Source organism: Streptomyces sp. NPDC014801 (assembly GCF_043082085.1).
Lineage (GTDB): Bacteria > Actinomycetota > Actinomycetes > Streptomycetales > Streptomycetaceae > Streptomyces.
Map to the genome: position 1 here is coordinate 211,071 of NZ_JBIBXG010000007.1, position 17,114 is coordinate 228,184.

Here is a 17,114-nt window from a genome sequence, read left to right on the forward strand (position 1 = left end):
GTGAATGGTCCTAGACAAGGTCACCGAAACGATCACGACAGCCTTGACCCACGGCGGCGACGCAAACCGCGTGCGTGGGGTCGCTGGTCATCGGCCCGGTGGACCGGTGTAAGGGCCCGTCCCGTGAGAATGAGCAAGCCAATACACAACGAACAAGCAGAATACCGGGGCGCAGGGGGTGGGTCAAAACGGCCCCGGCCCGGCACCGGCCGCGACGCCCCCGCACCCGCCCGGCCAGGCCGAACACCGCCCCTCCCCCTGCGCCGGGCATGACACACGGGTACCCCGTCTAAGATGCCTCCCCATGAGCTATGGGCAGGGGGGACCCCAGCAGCCCCAGTGGGATCCCTGGAAACCGCACTCCCAGCAGCCGTGGAACGGCGGTGGTGACGGCGAGACCCCGGACTGGGCGGCGCTGGCCGAGGCGTCCGAGGCGCGCAACAAGCGGCGCCGGATGCTGTTCATCGGCGGCGGCGCGCTGGCCACACTCGCCGTCGGTGCCGCCGTCGCCCTGGCCGTGACCTCGGCCGACGGCAGCAACCAGGCCGGCGGCGACCCCAGCTCGCTGCCGCCGACGGCGTCCATCCCCGGCGAGACGGCCACGGCCCCGTCGTTCGCACCGACGAGCGCCCCGCCGCCGCTGGACCCCAAGGACTTCATCTCCAGCAAGAACAAGGACACCGCGCCGCTCGGCCCGGACATCCTGTTCCCCGGCTCGCAGCTCACCATGGGCTCGACCGTGTACAAGAAGGGCCCCACGGCCGACACCACGAACTGCGCCTCGGCCGCCAAGGGCACCCTGCCCCAGGCGCTCGCCGCGGGCCGCTGCACCCGTCTGATGCGCGTCACCTACACCCAGGGCGGCATCGCGGTCACCGTCGGTGTCGCCGTCTTCGACACCGAGGCCCAGGCCGTCACGGCGAAGAAGGCCGCCGACCCCAAGAAGGGCACGGTCCAGCCGGTGTCGGGCAAGGGCGTCAAGCCGTTCTGCAACGGCGCGGTCTGCCGCTCCACGGTGAACTCCTACGGCCGCTACGCCTACTTCACCCTCACCGGCTTCACCGACGGCAAGAACGTCACCATGAAGGACACCAAGATCTTCGCCACCGGTGACGACCTCGCCGAGTTCGCCTTCCGGCAGATCGCCCGCCGCGGCGAGGCCCAGGCGTCGGCAGCGGCGAACGGCTGACCTGCCCGGAACGCGGCGACGAACGGCCGGCCCGCCCCGAAGGCCTCGGCGGCGGCGAAGGTCCGGGCCGCCCCGAACGCATCGGCAGCGGCGAAGGTCCGGCCCGCCCGGAACCCGGCGGCAACGGCGAACGGCCGGCCCGCCGCAGTCGTCGGGCGGGTGAACACTTCCCGACGGCTCCTCCACAGCCGTTTCGCGGGCCCGCCACCCGTGCCAGCATCGGTGCTCGGTCGGTCCGGCGCCGGCGCCCGGCCGGGCCGGCGCGGGAGACCGATCTCACGCGAGAGGCGATCTCAGGGGGAGTCCCGCAGCCACATGTCCGAAGCGATCCTTCTCGTGGGTGGTCAGGGCACCCGGCTGCGGCCCCTGACCAGCCACACCCCCAAGCCGCTGCTGCCCGTCGCCGGCGTGCCCTTCCTCACCCACCAGCTGGCGCGGGCCGCCGCCGCGGGCGTCACGCGGATCGTCCTCGCCACCTCCTACCTCGCGGAACTCTTCGAGGCGGAGTACGGCAACGGGGAACGGCTCGGCCTGGAGCTGGAGTACGTCACCGAGGAGACCGCCCTCGGCACCGGCGGAGCCATCCGCAACGCCGCCCGGCGCCTGCGCAGCGCACCCGGCGACCCGGTGCTCGTCTTCAACGGCGACATCCTCTCCGGCGTCGACATCGCCGCCCTGCGCGCCCACCACCGGGCCACCGGCGCCGACGTCACCCTGCACCTCAAGCGCGTCGCGGACCCCCGCGCCTTCGGCCTGGTCCCGACCGACGCCGACGGCCGCGTCACCGCGTTCCTGGAGAAGCCGCAGACCCCGGAAGAGATCATCACCGACCAGATCAACGCCGGCTGCTACGTCTTCACGCGGTCCGTCATCGACCGCATCCCGCCGGACCGGGTGGTCTCCGTGGAACGCGAGACCTTCCCCTCGCTCCTCGCGACGAACGCCCACGTCAGAGGCGTCGTCGACGAAAGCTACTGGCTCGACCTCGGCACCCCGGCCGCCTTCGTCCAGGGCTCCGCCGACCTGGTCCGCGGCCGCGTCACCTCCCCCGCGCTGCCCGGCCCGGCCGGCGACGCCCTGGTCCTGCCCGGCGCCCGCGTCCACCCCGGCGCGCTGCTCAGCGGCGGCACGGTCGTCGCCGCCGGCGCGGTGATCGACGAGGGCGCGGTCGTCGAGGGCAGCGTCGTCATGACGGGCGCCCGCATCGGCCCCGGCGCCACCGTCCACGCCTCGGCCGTCGGCCGCCACGCCCGCATCGGCACCGGCACGTCCCTCGACGCGGCGGTCATCGGCGACGGCGCGGCCCTCGCCGAGGGCAACGAACTCCCCCCGGGCGTACGCATCGCCTGCGGCGCACGGATCCCCCCGTACAGCGTCCGCCTGTCAGCGCCCCCCACCCCATGCGGCCAGGAGCACAACACACGGGAACACGTCGCCTAGGGCACGGCAGTCGACCTTCGACGGGGAAGCGTCACGCACGGCGCGGCAACCAACCAAAGGGGCGCGGGGAACTGCGCGACCAGCCACGACGCAGTCGCAGCCGGCCGACCACAGCAACCCGGCACCGCCTAACAGCAGCCGCCCCCCAGGGGCAGGCTGCGCTTGTTGCGCGCCACCCGGCTCCGCTCCGCGAGCAGCGCATCCGCCGGATACCCGACCTCCTCCAGCGTCAGCCCGTGCGGCCGGACGACATGGACGGCCGAGTCCCGCACGCCCGCGGCCAGCACCTTCGCCGGCCACTCGGGGGGCCGGTGCCCGTCCCCCACGAACAGCAGCGCCCCGATCAGCGAGCGCACCATGTTGTGGCAGAAGGCGTCGGCCCGCACCGTCGCGGTGATGATCCCGTCGTCGCCCCGCGTCAGGCTCAGTTCCTGCAAGGTGCGGATGGTGGTCGCCCCCTCCCGCTTCTTGCAGTAGGCGGCGAAGTCGTGCTCGCCGAGCAGCCCCCGCGCCGCCTCGTTCATGGCGTCGACGTCGAGCGGCCAGTCGTGCCACAGCACGTGCCCCCGCAGCAGCGGGTCGACGCCGCCGGGGTTGTCCGTCACCCGGTACGCGTAGCGCCGCCAGATCGCGGAGAACCGGGCGTTGAAGCCGCTGGGCGCCGGACGCAGCGCCCACACCCGCACGTCCTTCGGCAGCCGCCCGGCGAGCCGCTTCAGCAGCTTCTCGTGGTGCTCGCGCCAGACGTCCTCGGGGAGGTCCACATGGGCCACCTGCCCGCGCGCGTGCACCCCGGCGTCGGTGCGGCCGGCGACGGTCAGCTCGTACGTCTCGCGGGAGCGGGTGACGGTCCGCAGCGCGTCCTCGATCTCCCCCTGGACGGTGCGCCGGCCGCCGGCCTGCTTGGCCCACCCGGAGAAGTCGGTCCCGTCGTAGGACAGATCGAGGCGGACACGGACGAACCCGGGCTGTACTTCTTCGCTCACGCGGACATCCTCTCAAGTACGCGAAAGCGGGCCCGCCCCGGAAGGGACGGACCCGCTCTCAGACGTCAGGCAGAGCCTCAGGCGTCCTTGGACTCCTCGGCGGGAGCCTCGGCAGCCTCGGTCTCCTCGACCTTGGTCTCCTGGGCCTTGGCCTCCTCGGCGTCCTTGGCGGAACGCTTGGTGGCGGCCTCGGCCTCACCCACGGCCGTCTGCTGCACCGTCAGCGCCTCGACCAGCTCGATGACCGCCATGGGCGCGTTGTCGCCACGACGGTTGCCGATCTTGGTGATGCGGGTGTAGCCACCCGGACGGTTCTCGTACCGCGGGCCGATCTCGGTGAAGAGCGTGTGGACGACGCCCTTGTCCGTGATGACCTGGAGCACCTGGCGGCGGTTGTGAAGGTCGCCCTTCTTCGCCTTGGTGATCAGACGCTCCGCGTACGGGCGCAGGCGGCGGGCCTTCGCCTCGGTGGTGGTGATACGGCCGTGCTCGAAGAGCGACTTCGCGAGGTTCGCGAGGAGCAGCTTCTCGTGCGCGGCGCTGCCGCCCAGACGGGCACCCTTGGTGGGCTTCGGCATGATCTATCTCCTGTTTCTCTGCCCCGGCCGTATCAGGTACCGGGGTCAGTATCCGAGCGGGCGGTTGCCCGTCGGAGATCCGGACAGGGCCCCGAAGGGGCCCGTTCCGGAAGGGGCGCGGGGAACTGCGCGACCAGCCACAGCGCACCCGCACCCGAGTACGGACCGTGAGGCCCGAGCTCTTAGTACTGCTCGGTCTCGACGAAGCCCGCGTCCGCGTCGTCGTCCGCGCCGAAGGCGTCGGCGGCGGCGGTCGGGTCGAATCCGGGCGGGCTGTCCTTGAGGGCCAGGCCCATGCCGGCCAGCTTCGCCTTGACCTCGTCGATGGACTTCGCACCGAAGTTGCGGATGTCCAGCAGGTCGGCCTCGGAACGCGCCACGAGCTCACCCACGGAGTGGATGCCCTCGCGCTTGAGGCAGTTGTACGAGCGGACGGTCAGCTCGAGCTCCTCGATCGGGAGCGCGAGGTCGGCCGCCAGCGCCGCGTCCGTCGGGGACGGACCCATGTCGATGCCCTCGGCGTCGATGTTCAGCTCGCGGGCGAGACCGAACAGCTCGACCAGCGTCTTGCCGGCGGACGCCATGGCGTCACGCGGACGCATCGCCTGCTTGGTCTCGACGTCGACGATCAGCTTGTCGAAGTCGGTGCGCTGCTCGACACGCGTGGCCTCGACCTTGTACGTGACCTTGAGCACCGGCGAGTAGATGGAGTCGACCGGGATACGGCCGATCTCCTGGCCCGCCTGCTTGTTCTGCACGGCGGAGACGTAGCCGCGACCGCGCTCGACGGTCAGCTCCATCTCCAGCTTGCCCTTGCCGTTGAGCGTGGCGAGGACGAGGTCGGGGTTGTGCACCTCGACACCGGCCGGGGGCGCGATGTCGGCGGCGGTGACCAGACCCGGGCCCTGCTTGCGCAGGTACATCACGACCGGCTCGTCGTGCTCCGAGGAGACGACCAGCTGCTTGATGTTGAGGATCAGGTCGGTGACGTCCTCCTTGACGCCCGGCACGGTGGTGAACTCGTGCAGGACGCCGTCGATGCGGATGCTGGTGACAGCAGCGCCGGGGATCGACGACAGGAGGGTACGGCGGAGGGAGTTGCCGAGGGTGTAGCCGAAGCCCGGCTCCAGCGGCTCGATCACGAACCGGGAGCGGAACTCGTCGACGACCTCTTCGGTCAACGAGGGACGCTGAGCGATCAGCATGTGTGGATCAGATCCTTCTTTCGTGGACGCCCGCTATTTGACGTCCGACGGAAACCGCACCCGGTGACAAGCGCGGGTACTGCAAGGGTACGGGCGGCACGGCCCTTTTCAGCGCCGTACCGCCCGAACAGCCCGGGGAAGCGAGGTCAGACGCGACGACGCTTCGGCGGACGGCAGCCGTTGTGCGGGGTCGGGGTGACGTCCTGGATGGAGCCGACCTCGAGGCCCGTGGCCTGCAGGGAGCGGATCGCGGTCTCACGACCGGAACCCGGGCCCTTCACGAACACGTCGACCTTGCGCATGCCGTGCTCCTGGGCGCGGCGGGCAGCCGACTCGGCGGCCATCTGCGCGGCGAACGGCGTGGACTTCCGGGAGCCCTTGAAGCCGACGTGGCCGGCGGAGGCCCAGGAGATCACGTTGCCGGACGGGTCCGTGATGGAGACGATCGTGTTGTTGAACGTGCTCTTGATGTGCGCGTGGCCGTGAGCGACGTTCTTCTTTTCCTTGCGGCGCACCTTCTTGGCAGCGCCCTGACGACCCTTGGGGGGCATCTACTAACTCCTACGGGAGGTGGTCGGTCCTACAGCGAAGACCGTGGACAGATGTCCGCTGCGGACTACTTCTTGCCCGGCTTCTTCTTGCCGGCGATGGCGCGACGCGGGCCCTTGCGGGTACGAGCGTTGGTGCTGGTGCGCTGACCGCGGACGGGCAGACCGCGACGGTGACGCAGACCCTGGTAGCAGCCGATCTCGACCTTGCGGCGGATGTCGGCCTGGATCTCGCGACGGAGGTCACCCTCGGTCTTGATGTTGTTGTCGACGTACTCGCGGATCGCGACGAGCTGCTCCTCGGAGAGGTCGCGGACGCGGGTGTTCGGGTCGACGCCGGTCGCAGCCAGCGTCTCCTTCGAGAGGGTCCGGCCGATGCCGAACACGTAGGTGAGGGCGACCTCCACGCGCTTGTCGCGCGGGATGTCGACACCGGAAACGCGTGCCATTCAATGGCTCCTGGTGATCTTCGGAGGTCTTCCGCAGGACCGGTTCCCAGCCGCCGTATCAGGTACGAACTGGGTCCCCGGCCTCCGAACCGGGGGTGTCAGGCGAACGCTCGCGCGGGGGCCTGGGTCCTGCGTATGTACATAGTTCAGCTCGCGTCGCGCGAAAACTCTGCGATAGAGGTGCAGAGGGTTCGATCGGGTGCGATCAGCCCTGGCGCTGCTTGTGGCGCGGGTTCTCGCAAATGATCATGACCCGGCCGTGACGGCGGATCACCCTGCACTTGTCGCAGATCTTCTTGACGCTCGGCTTGACCTTCATGGGGTGAGGTTCTCCGGGTCAGTGCCATCGCTCCGGGCGGGCCCGGGGCGCGGGCAAGATCTACTTGTACCGGTAGACGATCCGGCCACGCGTCAGGTCGTACGGAGAAAGCTCCACCACGACCCGGTCGTCAGGGAGGATGCGGATGTAGTGCATACGCATCTTGCCGCTGATGTGTGCCAGGACCTGGTGGCCGTTCTGGAGCTCGACCTTGAACATGGCGTTCGGCAGAGACTCGACGACAGTGCCCTCGATCTCGATGGCACCTTGCTTCTTGGCCACGCTTCGCCCTTCGAATCGACTACCTTGATCGACTCCGGCGCGCACCGTTCGTGAGCATGCGGACATGCGGGTGCACAAGAGCCGACGAGTCAGTCTACGTCAGCACACCCGAAAAGGCGAAACGAGGAAGTCTGCCCTACGAGGGAGATCGTCATGCAGGAGGGGCGGAACTCCGTCCGGCAGTTCCGCCCGATCCTGCGCCGCAGCTCAGGCCAGCGGGTCCGGGGCCGCCGTGATGCCGTACTCGGCGAGCTTGGCCTTGCCGCCGTCGGGGGCCGTCAGGACCAAGGGGCCCTCTTCCGTCAGGGCGACGGAGTGCTCCCAGTGGGAGGACCAGGTGCCGTCGGTCGTGATGACCGTCCAGTCGTCGGAGAGCACCTCGGTCTTCGGCGTGCCGAGGGAGACCATCGGCTCGATCGCCAGGCAGAAGCCGGGCACCAGCTTGGGGCCCTTGCCGCGGCGCTTCTCGACGTAGTTCAGCAGGTGCGGGTCCATGTGCATCTCGGTGCCGATGCCGTGGCCGCCGTAGTCCTCGATGATGCCGTAGCGGCCGCCGCCGGGCTTGGGCTGGCGGCGGATGTACGTCTCGATGGCGCGGGAGATGTCGACGAGACGGTTGCCCGCCTTCATCGCGGCGATGCCGGCCCACATGGACTCTTCGGTCACCCGGGACAGCTCGATCAGCTCCGGGGCGTGACCGGAACCCACGAACGCGGTGTACGCGGCGTCGCCGTGCCAGCCGTCGACGATCGCGCCGCAGTCGATGGAGATGATGTCGCCGTCCTTGAGGACGACGTCGTCCGAGGGGATGCCGTGGACGACGACCTCGTTGACGGACGTGCAGATGGTCGCGGGGAAGCCGCCGTAACCGAGGAAGTTCGGCTTGGCGCCGTGCTCGGCGAGCACCTTGCGCGCGACCTCGTCCAGGTCCTTGGTCGTGGCGCCCGGCACCGCCGCCTCGCGGGTGGCCTGGTGGATGGCGGCGACGACCAGACCCGCCGCACGCATCTTCGCGATCTGCTCGGGCGTCTTGATCTGCACCATGGGGGGCCTGCGCTCTCCGTCACTCACGTCAACCGGTTACCAACACAACAGTACGGCCGTGACGCCCCCCAGGGCGCCACGGCCGGCTGCGGACCGACGGCTACTGGCCGTCGTCCTCACGCTTCAGCGCACCGAGCGCCCGCTGCGTGACCTCGTCCACCTCGCCCATGGCCGAGATCGTCACGACCAGGCCCTGGGACTTGTAGTAGTCGATGATCGGCTCGGTCTGCGTGTGGTAGACCTCCAGCCGCGTGCGCACCGTCTCCTCGGTGTCGTCGTCCCGCTGGTACAGCTCGCCGCCGCAGACGTCGCAGACGCCTTCCTTGGCGGGCTTCTTGTACGTCACGTGGAAGACGTGCGCCGAGTCGTTGCGGCAGATGCGACGGCCGGCGATGCGCTTGACGACCTCGTCCTCGGGGGCTTCGAGGTCGAGCACGGCGTCCAGCTTGATGTTCTCGGTGTTCAGCAGCTCGTCCAGCGCCTCGGCCTGCGAGACGTTGCGCGGGAAACCGTCCAGCAGGAAGCCGTTCTCGGCGTCCGGCTGCTCCATGCGGTCCTTCGCCATCGCGATGGTGACCTCGTCGGGGACGAGGTTACCGGCGTCCATGTAGGACTTCGCGAGCTTCCCGAGCTCCGTCTGCCGGCTGATGTTGGCGCGGAACAGGTCGCCCGTGGAGATGTGCGGAACGCGCAGGCGCTCGGCAAGGCGCGTGGCCTGCGTACCCTTTCCGGCACCCGGCGGCCCGACGAGGACGATTCGCATCAGCGGAGGAACCCTTCGTAATTGCGCTGCTGGAGCTGGCTCTCGATCTGCTTCACCGTCTCGAGACCCACACCCACGATGATCAGGATGCTGGTCCCGCCGAACGGGAAGTTCTGGCTTGCCCCGAAGCCCACCAACGCCATCGTCGGCACGAGAGCGATCAGTCCCAAGTACAGCGAACCCGGCCAGGTGATCCGGTTGAGCACGTAGGAGAGGTACTCAGCGGTCGGTCGGCCAGCCCGGATGCCCGGGATGAAGCCACCATACTTCTTCATGTTGTCGGCGACTTCCTCGGGGTTGAAGGAGATCGCCACGTAGAAGAACGCGAAGAAAACGATGAGCAAGAAGTACAGAGTGATGTAAATCGGGTGGTCGCCCTTCACCAGGTTCTGCTGAACCCAGGTCTTCCACCCCGAGTTCCCCCCGGCGAACTGAGCGATCAGCGCCGGAATGTAGAGCAGCGACGAGGCGAAGATGACGGGGATCACACCCGCCTGGTTCACCTTGAGCGGGATGTACGTGGACGTGCCGCCGTAGGAGCGGCGGCCGATCATCCGCTTCGCGTACTGGACGGGGATGCGGCGCTGGGCCTGCTCCACGAAGACCACGAGTCCGACCATGACCAGGCCGACCAGGATGACCGTGCCGAACTCGATCCAGCCGCCGGCCAGGTTGCCGGACTTCTTGATGGACCACAGGGCGGACGGGAAGGTCGCGGCGATCGAGATGAACATCAGGATCGACATGCCGTTGCCGATGCCGCGGTCGGTGATGAGCTCACCGAGCCACATGACGACGGCCGTACCGGCGGTCATGCAGATGACCATGGTGATGGTGGTGAAGATCGCCCGGTCGGGCACGATCTGCGAGGCCACGGTGCAGCCGTTGAACAGCGCGCCGGAGCGGGCGGTGGCCACCAGGCCGGTGCCCTGCAGCACCGCCAGGGCGATGGTCAGATAGCGCGTGTACTGCGTGATCTTGGCCGTGCCGGCCTGACCCTCCTTCTTGAGGGCCTCCAGGCGCGGGATCACCACGGTCAGCAGCTGCAGGATGATGCTCGCCGTGATGTACGGCATGATGCCCAGCGCGAAGACGGTGATCTGCAGCAGCGCACCGCCGCTGAACATGTTGACCAGACCGAAGAGGCCCTGGTTGCCGGACGCCTCGTCCACGCACTGCTGGACGGACTTGTAGTCCACGCCCGGGATGGGGATGTGGGTACCGACCCGGTAGACCACGATGATGCCGAGCGTGAAGAGCAGCTTCTTGCGCAGGTCGGGCGTCCTGAACGCCCGGGCGAACGCGGTGAGCACGGTGCCTCCTGCGACCCCCGCGCAACTGCGTCGAAGGGCGGTCTTGAGGTTCGACGAATACGAAAAAGAACAGTGCAGGCTACCTTACCGGCCTGACTGCTCCCCTAGGAACGACCAACCGGGGATACCCCAATTGTGGGGTATCCCCGGTTGACGTGTTACGTCATCGGGCTCAGACGAGCTCGGTGACCGTACCGCCGGCGGCGGTGATCTTCTCCTTGGCGGAGCCGGAGACGGCGTCGACCGTCACCTGCAGCGCCACGGAGATCTCGCCCTGGCCGAGGACCTTGACGAGGCTGTTCTTGCGAACGGCACCCTTGGCCACCAGCGACTCGACGGTGACCTCGCCACCCTCGGGGTACAGCGCGGCCAGCTTGTCGAGGTTCACGACCTGGTACTCGGTCTTGAACGGGTTCTTGAAGCCCTTCAGCTTCGGGAGGCGCATGTGGAGCGGCATCTGGCCACCCTCGAAGCGCTCCGGAACCTGGTAGCGGGCCTTGGTGCCCTTGGTACCACGACCGGCCGTCTTACCCTTCGACGCCTCACCACGACCGACACGGGTCTTGGCGGTCTTGGCGCCCGGGGCGGGACGGAGGTTGTGGATCTTGAGCGGGTTGTTCTCCGCCATGATCAGTCGACCTCCTCGACCGTCACGAGGTGGCGGACGGTGTGCACCATGCCGCGGAACTCGGGGCGGTCCTCCTTGACGACCACGGTGTTGATCCCCTTGAGACCAAGCGACCGCAGGGTGTCACGGTGGTTCTGCTTGCTGCCGATGTAGGACTTGACCTGCGTGATCTTGAGCTGCGCCATGATTACGCACCCGCCCCGGCACGCGCACGCAGCAGAGCCGCGGGAGCGACGTCCTCGAGCGGCAGACCACGGCGGGCCGCGATCTCCTCGGGACGCTGCAGACCCTTCAGGGCCTCCACGGTCGCGTGCACGATGTTGATCGCGTTGTCGGAGCCGAGCGACTTCGACAGCACGTCGTGGATACCGGCGCACTCGAGCACGGCGCGCACCGGACCACCGGCGATAACACCGGTACCGGGGGACGCGGGCTTGAGCAGCACGACGCCGGCAGCCTTCTCACCCTGGATGGGGTGCGGGATGGTGCCCTGGATACGCGGGACCTTGAAGAAGTGCTTCTTGGCCTCCTCAACGCCCTTGGCGATGGCGGCCGGCACCTCCTTGGCCTTGCCGTAACCGACACCCACGGTGCCGTCACCGTCGCCCACCACGACCAGCGCGGTGAAGCTGAAGCGACGACCACCCTTCACAACCTTGGCGACACGGTTGATCGCGACGACGCGCTCGACGTACGCGGTCTTCTCGGCGGCAGCAGCGCCGCCGTCACGGCCCTTCCGGTCCCGCCGCTCGCCGCCACCGGCACCGCTTCCGCGGCGCTGGGGTCCAGCCATTGGATTACCTCTCTCTTTTTCCGCTAGCTACGGCGGCTCAGAACTTGAGCCCGGCCTCGCGGGCGGCGTCCGCCAGGGCGGCGATGCGCCCGGCGTACTGGTTGCCACCACGGTCGAACACGACAGCCTCGACACCGGCGGCCTTGGCACGCTCGGCGACCAGGGCGCCGACCTGCTTGGCCTGGGCGGACTTGTCGCCCTCAGCACCGCGGATCGAGCTGTCCAGGGTGGACGCCGACGCCAGGGTGTGGCCCTTGAGGTCGTCGATCACCTGCGCCACGATGTGGCGGTTGGAGCGGGTCACGACCAGGCGGGGACGCTCCGCGGTACCGGAGACCTTCTTGCGGATCCGAAGGTGACGGCGCTTGATAGCAGCACGCTTGTAAGCGTCGCCCTTGAGGATCTTCTGCCCGTATGCCATGGCTTACTTACCCGCCTTTCCGACCTTGCGGCGGATGACTTCGCCCTCGTACTTGACGCCCTTGGCCTTGTACGGGTCGGGCTTGCGCAGCTTGCGGATGTTGGCCGCAACCTCGCCGACCTTCTGCTTGTCGATGCCCTCGACCGAGAAACGGGTCGGGGTCTCCACCTTGAAGGTGATCCCCTCGGGGGCCTCGACGGTGATCGGGTGGCTGTAGCCGAGCGCGAACTCGAGGTTCGAGCCCTTGGCGGTCACTCGGTAACCGACACCGCTGATCTCGAGCTTCTTGACGTATCCCTGGGTCACACCGGTGATCATGTTCGCCACCAGCGTGCGGGACAGGCCGTGCAGGGCCTTGCTCTGCCGCTCGTCGTTCGGGCGGGTCACCTGCAGGGTGCCGTCCTCGCCCTTAGCGATCTCGATCGGCGCGACGACGGTGTGGGTCAGCTCGCCCTTGGGGCCCTTGACCTTGACCGTACGGCCGTCGATGGTGACGTCCACGCCGGCGGGAACCGGGATGGGGAGCTTGCCGATACGCGACATAGCTGTTTCCTCCGTTCCCTTCCGTTACCAGACGTAGGCGAGGACTTCCCCACCCACGCCCTTCTTCTGCGCCTGCTTGTCGGTGAGCAGACCGTGGGACGTGGAGATGATCGCCACGCCGAGGCCGCCGAGCACCTTCGGCAGGTTGGTGGACTTCGCGTAAACCCGGAGGCCAGGCTTCGAGATCCGCTTGATGCCCGCGATGGAGCGCTCACGGTTCGGGCCGAACTTCAGGTCGAGCACGAGGTTCTTGCCGACCTCGGCGTCCTCGACGCGCCAGCCCGTGATGAAGCCCTCCTGCTGGAGGATCTCCGCGATGTGAGACTTGATCTTGGAGTGCGGCATCGACACCGAGTCGTGGTATGCCGAGTTCGCGTTACGCAGACGCGTCAGCATGTCTGCGATCGGATCAGTCATGGTCATGAATTGGCCTGTGGCCTTTCTCGCCGGGGTTTCCTATATGCGCCATCCCTCTCCCCGTACATGGACGGGACGGGTGCGGTGCGGGGACCTACGGCGTAGTAAGTCGTGCGGGCGGCAGAGGCCCAACCCTCCCAGCCTAAGGCATGGCGGGGAGGGCCCCTGCCGTCCCGGTTGCTTACCGAGAGGTCCAGGTATCCCTAACTAGGGGATTACCAGGAGCTCTTGGTCACGCCCGGCAGCTCGCCACGGTGAGCCATCTCACGAAGGCACACGCGGCAGAGGCCGAACTTGCGGTACACGGAGTACGGACGGCCGCAGCGCTGGCAACGGGTGTAGCCACGCACACCGAACTTGGGCTTGCGAGCAGCCTTCGCGATGAGAGCCTTCTTCGCCATCTCGCTCACGCCTCCTTGAACGGGAAGCCGAGGTGACGGAGGAGCGCGCGGCCCTCTTCGTCGTTGGTCGCCGTGGTGACCACGGTGATGTCCATACCCCGGACACGGTCGATCTTGTCCTGGTCGATCTCGTGGAACATGACCTGCTCCGTGAGACCGAAGGTGTAGTTGCCACGGCCGTCGAACTGCTTGGGGGACAGGCCGCGGAAGTCGCGGATGCGCGGCAGCGCGAGCGACAGGGTGCGGTCCAGGAACTCCCACATGCGGTCGCCACGGAGCGTGACGTGGGCACCGATCGGCTGACCCTCACGCAGCTTGAACTGCGCGATGGACTTGCGGGCCTTGGTGACGGCCGGCTTCTGACCGGTGATCGTGGTGAGGTCGCGCACGGCGCCGTCGATCAGCTTGGAGTCGCGGGCGGCGTCGCCCACACCCATGTTGACCACGATCTTGACGAGGCCCGGAACCTGCATGACGTTCTCGTACTTGAACTCGTCACGCAGCTTGCCGATGATCTCCTCGCGGTACTTCGTCTTGAGACGCGGAGTCACGGTGGTCGTCATCAGATGTCCTCACCCGTCCGCTTGGCAACGCGGATCTTGTTGCCCTCGTCGTCGAAGCGGTAACCGACGCGGGTCGGGACCTTCTGGCCGTCCTTCTCCACGACCAGCATGACGTTGCTGACGTGGATGGGGGCCTCGGTGGTCACGATGCCGCCGGCCTGCGAACCGCCGGCCGTGGGGCCGGCCTTCGTGTGCTTCTTGACCCGGTTGACACCCTCGACCAGGACACGCTCCTCGCGCGGGTAAGCGGCAATGACCTTGCCCTGCTTGCCCTTGTCCTTGCCGGTGATGACCTGGACCAGGTCGCCCTTCTTGATCTTCATGCTTACAGCACCTCCGGAGCCAGCGAGATGATCTTCATGAACTTCTTCTCGCGCAGCTCACGCCCGACCGGGCCGAAGATGCGGGTGCCGCGAGGGTCGCCGTCGTTCTTCAGAATGACGGCGGCGTTCTCGTCGAAGCGGATGTACGAGCCGTCCGGACGGCGGCGCTCCTTGACGGTGCGAACGATGACCGCCTTGACGACGTCACCCTTCTTCACGTTGCCACCGGGGATCGCGTCCTTGACGGTGGCGACGATGACGTCACCGATGCCCGCGTAGCGGCGACCGGAGCCACCGAGCACACGGATGCAAAGGATCTCCTTCGCACCAGTGTTGTCGGCGACACGCAGTCGCGACTCCTGCTGGATCACGTCTATCTCCTGGATGTCTGCCGGTTCCCGGCAGGGGCTTCCCTCACTGAGGTCGGCCCCTGCCGAGCCTGGCGGAACGATGCGTAGGGGGTCCCCCTACGAGGGATTACTTGGCCTTCTCGAGGATCTCGACGACGCGCCAGCGCTTGGTCGCGGACAGCGGCCGGGTCTCCATCAGGAGGACGCGGTCGCCGACACCCGCGGCGTTCTGCTCGTCGTGCGCCTTGAGCTTGTTCGTACGGCGGATGACCTTGCCGTACAGCGCGTGCTTGACGCGGTCCTCGACGGCGACGACGACGGTCTTGTCCATCTTGTCGCTGACGACGTAACCCTCACGGGTCTTGCGGAAGCCGCGCGCCTCGGTGTTCTGCTCAGTCACGTTGTTCTCGCTCATGCGTTCTCCACCGTTTCGATGCCCAGCTCGCGCTCGCGCATCAGGGTGTAGATCCGCGCGATGTCCTTACGGACGGCCTTGAGCCGACCGTGGTTCTCGAGCTGACCGGTCGCCGCCTGGAAGCGGAGGTTGAACAGCTCTTCCTTGGCCTCGCGGAGCTTCGCCAGAAGCTCCTCGTTGCCCAGCTCGCGCAGCTCGGACGCCTTGGTACCGGCCGACATCACGCTTCACCTGCCTCGCGCTTGACGATCCGGCACTTCATCGGCAGCTTGTGGGCCGCACGGGTCAGCGCCTCACGGGCGATCTTCTCGTTGGGGTACGACAGCTCGAACATGACGCGTCCGGGCTTGACGTTGGCCACCCACCACTCGGGAGAACCCTTACCGGAACCCATGCGGGTCTCGGCCGGCTTCTTCGTCAGCGGGCGGTCCGGGTAGATGTTGATCCAGACCTTGCCGCCACGCTTGATGTGGCGGGTCATGGCGATACGAGCCGCCTCGATCTGGCGGTTCGTGACGTACGCCGGGGTCAGCGCCTGGATGCCGTACTCGCCGAACGCAACCTGCGTCCCACCCTTGGACATGCCGTTGCGCTTCGGGTGGTGCTGCTTGCGGTGCTTGACCCTACGGGGGATCAGCATGACGGTCAGGCCTCCGTTCCGGTGCTCTCAGCCGGAGCGGCGGCGGGAGCCTCGGCCTTGGGGGCCTCGGCGCCGGCAGCCTGCTGCGGCTTGCGACCGCGCCGCTCGCCACCACGGCCACCACGGGCCGGGCGGTCGGCACCACCACGGGCCGGGCGGTTACCCGCACGGGCCGCAGCGTTCTCGGCGCGGACCTCGGCGATGTTCTTGACATCGCCCTTGTAGATCCAGACCTTCACGCCGATGCGGCCGAAGGTCGTCTTGGCCTCGAAGAAGCCGTAGTCCACGTTCGCGCGGAGCGTGTGCAGGGGCACGCGGCCCTCGCGGTAGAACTCCGAGCGGGACATCTCGGCGCCGCCGAGGCGGCCACCGCACTGGATCTTGATGCCCTTGGCGCCGGCCTTCATCGCCGACTGCATGCTCTTACGCATGGCGCGGCGGAAGGAGACGCGGGAGGAGAGCTGCTCGGCAACGGCCTGGGCAACCAGCTGAGCGTCGGTCTCGGGGTTCTTGACCTCGAGGATGTTCAGCTGGACCTGCTTGCCCGTGAGCTTCTCGAGGTCACCGCGGATGCGGTCGGCCTCGGCGCCACGGCGGCCGATGACGATGCCCGGACGAGCGGTGTGGATGTCCACACGCACACGGTCACGGGTGCGCTCGATCTCCACCTTGGAGATGCCGGCGCGCTCCATGCCGGACGTCATCATCCGACGGATGGCGACGTCTTCCTTGACGTAGTCCTTGTACAGCTTGTCGGCGTACCAACGCGACTTGAAGTCGGTCGTGACACCGAGCCGGAACCCGTGCGGGTTTACCTTCTGGCCCATTACCGGGTTCCTTCCTTGCTGCTGACGACCACGGTGATGTGGCTGGTCCGCTTGCGGATCCGGTAGGCACGGCCCTGGGCACGCGGACGGAACCGCTTCAGGGTCGGGCCTTCGTCGACGAACGCCTCGGAGACGAACAGCGTCGACGGGTCGGTGTGGTCGTAGTTGTGCGCGGCGTTGGCGATGGCGCTGTCCAGCACCTTGCCCACCGGCACCGAGGCGGCCTGCGGAGCGAATCGCAGGACGGCCTGGGCCTCCGTGGCGTCCATGCCACGGATGAGGTCCACCACGCGGCGGGCCTTCATGGGCGTGACGCGGATGTACCGCGCCTGGGCCCTGGCTTCCATGGTTGTCCCTTCAGTTACTTACGTGTCTGAATGCGATCCGCTACTAGCGGCGCTTCGACTTCCGGTCTTCCTTGACGTGACCCCGGAAGGTGCGCGTCGGCGAGAACTCGCCGAGCTTGTGGCCGACCATCGACTCGGTGACGAACACCGGGATGTGGGTCTTGCCGTTGTGCACCGCGATGGTGTGACCCAGCATGGCCGGGATGATCATCGAGCGGCGGGACCAGGTCTTGATGACGTTCTTGGTTCCGGCTTCGTTCTGGGCGTCCACCTTCTTGATCAGGTGGTCGTCGACGAAGGGCCCCTTCTTCAAGCTACGAGGCATCTCAA

Annotated in this window: 28 protein-coding genes; 2 read left to right on the top strand and 26 right to left on the bottom strand. The window is 67.8% G+C overall.

Annotation, left to right across the window (positions count from 1 at the left end; genetic code table 11):
- The first annotated feature begins 304 nt into the window (after window positions 1-304).
- Both ACF1AL_RS18440 and ACF1AL_RS18445 read left to right on the top strand, forming a co-directional pair.
- Entirely contained in the window at window positions 305-1,189 is an 885-nt protein-coding gene (locus tag ACF1AL_RS18440) for a hypothetical protein (RefSeq protein WP_391704110.1), read from the top strand.
- 315 nt (window positions 1,190-1,504) lie between these two features.
- The gene (locus ACF1AL_RS18445; RefSeq protein WP_391826531.1) at window positions 1,505-2,629 is read left to right on the top strand and encodes a sugar phosphate nucleotidyltransferase; all 1,125 of its coding nucleotides are present in this window, start codon (window positions 1,505-1,507) and stop codon (window positions 2,627-2,629) included.
- A 128-nt stretch (window positions 2,630-2,757) separates the two neighbouring features.
- Here the strand turns inward: ACF1AL_RS18445 and truA are convergent, their stop codons facing one another.
- The 26 genes from truA to rpsS all read right to left on the bottom strand — a co-directional run bounded on the left by truA (window position 2,758) and on the right by rpsS (window position 17,109).
- Window positions 2,758-3,615 carry a tRNA pseudouridine(38-40) synthase TruA gene (gene truA, locus ACF1AL_RS18450; protein ID WP_366841117.1) on the bottom strand — a complete coding sequence of 286 codons (858 nt, stop codon included), beginning with the start codon at window positions 3,613-3,615 and terminating at the stop codon, window positions 2,758-2,760.
- Window positions 3,616-3,692: 77 nt separating this feature from the next.
- Window positions 3,693-4,193, bottom strand: coding sequence for a 50S ribosomal protein L17 (gene rplQ / locus ACF1AL_RS18455; RefSeq protein ID WP_366841118.1), 501 nt, complete (start codon window positions 4,191-4,193; stop codon window positions 3,693-3,695).
- Window positions 4,194-4,375: 182 nt separating this feature from the next.
- Entirely contained in the window at window positions 4,376-5,398 is a 1,023-nt protein-coding gene (locus tag ACF1AL_RS18460; RefSeq protein WP_024755423.1) for a DNA-directed RNA polymerase subunit alpha, read from the bottom strand.
- Between the two features lie 146 nt (window positions 5,399-5,544).
- Window positions 5,545-5,949 carry a 30S ribosomal protein S11 gene (rpsK, locus tag ACF1AL_RS18465; RefSeq protein ID WP_003956432.1) on the bottom strand — a complete coding sequence of 135 codons (405 nt, stop codon included), beginning with the start codon at window positions 5,947-5,949 and terminating at the stop codon, window positions 5,545-5,547.
- A 65-nt stretch (window positions 5,950-6,014) separates the two neighbouring features.
- The gene (gene rpsM, locus ACF1AL_RS18470; RefSeq protein ID WP_208899296.1) at window positions 6,015-6,395 is read right to left on the bottom strand and encodes a 30S ribosomal protein S13; all 381 of its coding nucleotides are present in this window, start codon (window positions 6,393-6,395) and stop codon (window positions 6,015-6,017) included.
- A gap of 205 nt (window positions 6,396-6,600) precedes the next feature.
- Window positions 6,601-6,714 carry a 50S ribosomal protein L36 gene (gene rpmJ / locus ACF1AL_RS18475; RefSeq protein ID WP_004984509.1) on the bottom strand — a complete coding sequence of 38 codons (114 nt, stop codon included), beginning with the start codon at window positions 6,712-6,714 and terminating at the stop codon, window positions 6,601-6,603.
- 60 nt (window positions 6,715-6,774) lie between these two features.
- On the bottom strand, window positions 6,775-6,996 hold the full coding sequence (gene infA, locus ACF1AL_RS18480) for a translation initiation factor IF-1 (protein ID WP_003948620.1): 222 nt from the start codon (window positions 6,994-6,996) through the stop codon (window positions 6,775-6,777).
- Window positions 6,997-7,203: 207 nt separating this feature from the next.
- Window positions 7,204-8,040 carry a type I methionyl aminopeptidase gene (gene map / locus ACF1AL_RS18485; protein WP_391780500.1) on the bottom strand — a complete coding sequence of 279 codons (837 nt, stop codon included), beginning with the start codon at window positions 8,038-8,040 and terminating at the stop codon, window positions 7,204-7,206.
- A gap of 100 nt (window positions 8,041-8,140) precedes the next feature.
- Window positions 8,141-8,803: an adenylate kinase gene (locus ACF1AL_RS18490; protein ID WP_366841121.1), complete on the bottom strand. Its 663-nt coding sequence runs from the start codon at window positions 8,801-8,803 to the stop codon at window positions 8,141-8,143.
- Complete coding sequence (gene secY / locus ACF1AL_RS18495) at window positions 8,803-10,116, bottom strand: preprotein translocase subunit SecY (RefSeq protein WP_366841122.1); 1,314 nt, start codon at window positions 10,114-10,116, stop codon at window positions 8,803-8,805. Before secY ends, ACF1AL_RS18490 begins: the two co-directional genes overlap by 1 nt.
- A 172-nt stretch (window positions 10,117-10,288) precedes the next feature.
- Window positions 10,289-10,744: a 50S ribosomal protein L15 gene (gene rplO / locus ACF1AL_RS18500; RefSeq protein ID WP_030601181.1), complete on the bottom strand. Its 456-nt coding sequence runs from the start codon at window positions 10,742-10,744 to the stop codon at window positions 10,289-10,291.
- 2 nt (window positions 10,745-10,746) lie between these two features.
- Complete coding sequence (rpmD, locus tag ACF1AL_RS18505) at window positions 10,747-10,929, bottom strand: 50S ribosomal protein L30 (protein WP_003998814.1); 183 nt, start codon at window positions 10,927-10,929, stop codon at window positions 10,747-10,749.
- A gap of 2 nt (window positions 10,930-10,931) precedes the next feature.
- Entirely contained in the window at window positions 10,932-11,537 is a 606-nt protein-coding gene (gene rpsE, locus ACF1AL_RS18510) for a 30S ribosomal protein S5 (RefSeq protein ID WP_019753099.1), read from the bottom strand.
- 37 nt (window positions 11,538-11,574) lie between these two features.
- Window positions 11,575-11,958, bottom strand: coding sequence for a 50S ribosomal protein L18 (gene rplR / locus ACF1AL_RS18515; protein ID WP_366841123.1), 384 nt, complete (start codon window positions 11,956-11,958; stop codon window positions 11,575-11,577).
- 3 nt (window positions 11,959-11,961) lie between these two features.
- Window positions 11,962-12,501 carry a 50S ribosomal protein L6 gene (gene rplF / locus ACF1AL_RS18520; RefSeq protein WP_366841124.1) on the bottom strand — a complete coding sequence of 180 codons (540 nt, stop codon included), beginning with the start codon at window positions 12,499-12,501 and terminating at the stop codon, window positions 11,962-11,964.
- Window positions 12,502-12,525: 24 nt separating this feature from the next.
- Window positions 12,526-12,924 carry a 30S ribosomal protein S8 gene (rpsH, locus tag ACF1AL_RS18525; protein WP_103781452.1) on the bottom strand — a complete coding sequence of 133 codons (399 nt, stop codon included), beginning with the start codon at window positions 12,922-12,924 and terminating at the stop codon, window positions 12,526-12,528.
- A gap of 209 nt (window positions 12,925-13,133) precedes the next feature.
- Window positions 13,134-13,319 (bottom strand): type Z 30S ribosomal protein S14, encoded by a 186-nt coding sequence (locus ACF1AL_RS18530; protein ID WP_391826685.1) that lies wholly within the window; start codon window positions 13,317-13,319, stop codon window positions 13,134-13,136.
- A 5-nt stretch (window positions 13,320-13,324) separates the two neighbouring features.
- Window positions 13,325-13,882: a 50S ribosomal protein L5 gene (rplE, locus tag ACF1AL_RS18535; RefSeq protein WP_366841125.1), complete on the bottom strand. Its 558-nt coding sequence runs from the start codon at window positions 13,880-13,882 to the stop codon at window positions 13,325-13,327.
- Window positions 13,882-14,205, bottom strand: a complete 324-nt coding sequence (gene rplX / locus ACF1AL_RS18540) for a 50S ribosomal protein L24 (protein WP_366841126.1) — start codon at window positions 14,203-14,205, stop codon at window positions 13,882-13,884. Before rplX ends, rplE begins: the two co-directional genes overlap by 1 nt.
- A gap of 2 nt (window positions 14,206-14,207) precedes the next feature.
- Window positions 14,208-14,576: a 50S ribosomal protein L14 gene (gene rplN / locus ACF1AL_RS18545; RefSeq protein WP_003998823.1), complete on the bottom strand. Its 369-nt coding sequence runs from the start codon at window positions 14,574-14,576 to the stop codon at window positions 14,208-14,210.
- A 106-nt stretch (window positions 14,577-14,682) separates the two neighbouring features.
- A complete protein-coding gene (gene rpsQ, locus ACF1AL_RS18550) occupies window positions 14,683-14,970 on the bottom strand; it encodes a 30S ribosomal protein S17 (RefSeq protein WP_028420769.1) in 288 nt (95 codons plus the stop codon).
- Window positions 14,967-15,191 carry a 50S ribosomal protein L29 gene (gene rpmC / locus ACF1AL_RS18555; RefSeq protein ID WP_007494763.1) on the bottom strand — a complete coding sequence of 75 codons (225 nt, stop codon included), beginning with the start codon at window positions 15,189-15,191 and terminating at the stop codon, window positions 14,967-14,969. Before rpmC ends, rpsQ begins: the two co-directional genes overlap by 4 nt.
- The gene (gene rplP, locus ACF1AL_RS18560) at window positions 15,191-15,610 is read right to left on the bottom strand and encodes a 50S ribosomal protein L16 (RefSeq protein WP_029380975.1); all 420 of its coding nucleotides are present in this window, start codon (window positions 15,608-15,610) and stop codon (window positions 15,191-15,193) included. Before rplP ends, rpmC begins: the two co-directional genes overlap by 1 nt.
- 5 nt (window positions 15,611-15,615) lie before the next feature.
- Entirely contained in the window at window positions 15,616-16,437 is an 822-nt protein-coding gene (rpsC, locus tag ACF1AL_RS18565) for a 30S ribosomal protein S3 (RefSeq protein WP_014674374.1), read from the bottom strand.
- A complete protein-coding gene (gene rplV / locus ACF1AL_RS18570; RefSeq protein WP_366841127.1) occupies window positions 16,437-16,784 on the bottom strand; it encodes a 50S ribosomal protein L22 in 348 nt (115 codons plus the stop codon). The genes rpsC and rplV overlap by 1 nt, the downstream gene beginning before the upstream one ends.
- Window positions 16,785-16,827: 43 nt before the next feature.
- A complete protein-coding gene (gene rpsS / locus ACF1AL_RS18575; protein WP_137303156.1) occupies window positions 16,828-17,109 on the bottom strand; it encodes a 30S ribosomal protein S19 in 282 nt (93 codons plus the stop codon).
- Between the last annotated feature and the right edge of the window lie 5 nt (window positions 17,110-17,114).

Coding starts and splice junctions, on each gene's coding strand:
- ACF1AL_RS18440 (WP_391704110.1), top strand. CDS start 305: ATGAGCTATGGGCAGGGGGGACCCCAGCAGCCCCAGTGGGATCCCTGG.
- ACF1AL_RS18445 (WP_391826531.1), top strand. CDS start 1,505: ATGTCCGAAGCGATCCTTCTCGTGGGTGGTCAGGGCACCCGGCTGCGG.
- rplQ (WP_366841118.1), bottom strand. CDS start 4,193: ATGCCGAAGCCCACCAAGGGTGCCCGTCTGGGCGGCAGCGCCGCGCAC.
- ACF1AL_RS18460 (WP_024755423.1), bottom strand. CDS start 5,398: ATGCTGATCGCTCAGCGTCCCTCGTTGACCGAAGAGGTCGTCGACGAG.
- rpsK (WP_003956432.1), bottom strand. CDS start 5,949: ATGCCCCCCAAGGGTCGTCAGGGCGCTGCCAAGAAGGTGCGCCGCAAG.
- rpsM (WP_208899296.1), bottom strand. CDS start 6,395: ATGGCACGCGTTTCCGGTGTCGACATCCCGCGCGACAAGCGCGTGGAG.
- rpmJ (WP_004984509.1), bottom strand. CDS start 6,714: ATGAAGGTCAAGCCGAGCGTCAAGAAGATCTGCGACAAGTGCAGGGTG.
- map (WP_391780500.1), bottom strand. CDS start 8,040: ATGGTGCAGATCAAGACGCCCGAGCAGATCGCGAAGATGCGTGCGGCG.
- ACF1AL_RS18490 (WP_366841121.1), bottom strand. CDS start 8,803: ATGCGAATCGTCCTCGTCGGGCCGCCGGGTGCCGGAAAGGGTACGCAG.
- rplO (WP_030601181.1), bottom strand. CDS start 10,744: ATGGCGGAGAACAACCCGCTCAAGATCCACAACCTCCGTCCCGCCCCG.
- rpmD (WP_003998814.1), bottom strand. CDS start 10,929: ATGGCGCAGCTCAAGATCACGCAGGTCAAGTCCTACATCGGCAGCAAG.
- rpsE (WP_019753099.1), bottom strand. CDS start 11,537: ATGGCTGGACCCCAGCGCCGCGGAAGCGGTGCCGGTGGCGGCGAGCGG.
- rplR (WP_366841123.1), bottom strand. CDS start 11,958: ATGGCATACGGGCAGAAGATCCTCAAGGGCGACGCTTACAAGCGTGCT.
- rplF (WP_366841124.1), bottom strand. CDS start 12,501: ATGTCGCGTATCGGCAAGCTCCCCATCCCGGTTCCCGCCGGCGTGGAC.
- rpsH (WP_103781452.1), bottom strand. CDS start 12,924: ATGACCATGACTGATCCGATCGCAGACATGCTGACGCGTCTGCGTAAC.
- ACF1AL_RS18530 (WP_391826685.1), bottom strand. CDS start 13,319: ATGGCGAAGAAGGCTCTCATCGCGAAGGCTGCTCGCAAGCCCAAGTTC.
- rplE (WP_366841125.1), bottom strand. CDS start 13,882: ATGACGACCACCGTGACTCCGCGTCTCAAGACGAAGTACCGCGAGGAG.
- rplX (WP_366841126.1), bottom strand. CDS start 14,205: ATGAAGATCAAGAAGGGCGACCTGGTCCAGGTCATCACCGGCAAGGAC.
- rpsQ (WP_028420769.1), bottom strand. CDS start 14,970: ATGAGCGAGAACAACGTGACTGAGCAGAACACCGAGGCGCGCGGCTTC.
- rpmC (WP_007494763.1), bottom strand. CDS start 15,191: ATGTCGGCCGGTACCAAGGCGTCCGAGCTGCGCGAGCTGGGCAACGAG.
- rplP (WP_029380975.1), bottom strand. CDS start 15,610: ATGCTGATCCCCCGTAGGGTCAAGCACCGCAAGCAGCACCACCCGAAG.
- rpsC (WP_014674374.1), bottom strand. CDS start 16,437: ATGGGCCAGAAGGTAAACCCGCACGGGTTCCGGCTCGGTGTCACGACC.
- rplV (WP_366841127.1), bottom strand. CDS start 16,784: ATGGAAGCCAGGGCCCAGGCGCGGTACATCCGCGTCACGCCCATGAAG.
- rpsS (WP_137303156.1), bottom strand. CDS start 17,109: ATGCCTCGTAGCTTGAAGAAGGGGCCCTTCGTCGACGACCACCTGATC.